Annotated in this window: 2 protein-coding genes; one reads left to right on the top strand and one right to left on the bottom strand. The window is 46.8% G+C overall.

The genetic code is table 11. The features are described from left to right. On the top strand, positions 1 to 1470 hold a 1470-nt coding region (locus tag O9300_RS17560; protein ID WP_287973011.1), incomplete at its 5' end, for a DUF4114 domain-containing protein. Positions 1471 to 1511: 41 nt separating this feature from the next. Here O9300_RS17560 and O9300_RS17555 read toward each other — a convergent pair. Next, positions 1512 to 1748 (bottom strand): PLP-dependent transferase, encoded by a 237-nt coding sequence (locus O9300_RS17555; RefSeq protein WP_287973010.1) that lies wholly within the window; start codon positions 1746 to 1748, stop codon positions 1512 to 1514. Between the last annotated feature and the right edge of the window lie 151 nt (positions 1749 to 1899).

Genomic DNA, 1899 nt, shown 5'->3' with positions numbered 1-1899 from the left:
ACAGATAACTCAGCATTCTCGATTGTAGGGAATCAATTACAGATTAATAATTCCCCCGATTTTGAAACCAAGAATAGTTACAGCATTCGGGTAAAAACCACCGACCAAGGGGGACTAAGTTTTGAGAAAACCTTGACAATTACTGTCAATGATGTTAATGAAACTCCCGGTAATCAAGCTCCCACAGCCCTAATTTTCCAAAATGCTGTCACCGAGTTAGCTGAAAATGTCGATGTCACCCCAGAATTTAAAGTCGCCGATCTCCTGATTGAAGATGATGGTTTAGGAACCAATAATCTCTTCCTCACGGGACGGGATAAGGAGCGCTTCTTAATTCAGAATTCGGCTCTTTTCTATGTCGGTTTTACTCCTAATTTTGAAGCCCAAAATAGTTACGAAGTCACCGTCAATGTCGATGATACAACCGTTGGTGTCACCCCCGATCTCACCCAAACCTTCACTTTAAACATCACCGATGTCAATGAAGCTCCCACAGCCCTAATTCTTGCCAATAGCACTAAGGCGATCGCTGAAAATACCGATACCAGTCAAGGTGTAAAAGTTGCCGATATTCAGATCAGCGATGATGCCTTGGGGACAAATAGCCTTTCTTTGTTGGGCAATGATCAGAGCAGTTTCCAGATTCGTGGCCGGGAGTTATTCTTCATCGGTAAGGCTGATTTTGAAGCCCAATCCCTCTATAATCTGACGGTGGCGGTGACGGATACCACCCTCAAACTGGCTCCCAATGCCACACCAGACGCAACGGTTAATTTCACCCTAGAAATTACCAATCTACCCGACCAAGCCGTTAATCCCCAAACCCTCCAATTTAAAGATACGGGTAATGGACAAGGTTCTCTGGTTTTCAACTTCAGTAACTTGCCCGGTAGCATACAGGTGACAGCCATTGAGGAAGGACTCAAACAGACGGGAGCTTTCTTCAATAACGTTGTCGGTCTCTATCCAGTGGCGGATGACAACGGAGCCGTTTTTGACAGCCTCGATTTAGATGGAGATGGCAACGTGACAGAGTTAATTCAACCGGGTCAAGCGGGTTATGCGCGTACCGCCTTAAGTCAAGCGGTGAATAACTTCATTTTGCAGGCCAGTGGGGAAGGGGCAAACCAAAGCACCACCGCCGCTGAATTTGGGGATGTGTTGTTGGAAGGGGGGCGACGCTACGCACCCTTTGTCATTGCCAATGGGGGCAATCTGGGAGAAAGTCTGCAAGGGAGTATTCAGGCATTTTTGACCAAGAATCCCGATAACGTGGCGGCTACCCTAGAAAACTATATAAGTCATGAAGTGGCCTACTTCTCCTTTGGGTCGGCAAATCCCGATGGGGCGGAACATTTACGGTCAAGGGGGAATAATATCTTTGGCTTTGAGGATTTACCGGGTAACTTACCCAATATCAGCGATAACGATTTTAATGATGGGATTTTGGCGTTTAATTTTATTGCTTAACCCCAGTTCGGGTTAAACGGAGGGGGATAAGGCCCATTCCATTATTGCGCCGCCTGACCGCTAGAGGTGGCCAGGGCCGCCGCGCCTCCTTCTAAAGCCGCGATCCGCTTCTCGAAGACATCGGTGGTCGGGTTCATGATCCTGGTGTAGATGTTGCCGAACTCTTCCAAGGCAAACAGTCGCGCCCCGTGGTCGGCATCGTTGAAAACGTAGGAGGTGGTTTGTTGACTCTCCCCCGCTAACCGCTCGCGCGGTTTAGCGGGGGATTCTTGGTTCATAGGCTTTTAACTAGGGCTTGCTGAAAAAGTCATTGAAAAGTACAGGTCTCTTAATCAATGATTTCACTTAGCTACAAGCATAAGCTTTAGTTGTTGATTAATTTTTAAGTTATAACTTATCCTAATCATTGACCGAGAAAAAGTGCTGTTT

This window comes from Microcystis sp. LE19-195.1E, from assembly GCF_027532095.1.
Lineage (GTDB): Bacteria > Cyanobacteriota > Cyanobacteriia > Cyanobacteriales > Microcystaceae > Microcystis > Microcystis aeruginosa.
This window is presented reverse-complemented; position numbering and strand designations above follow the sequence as displayed.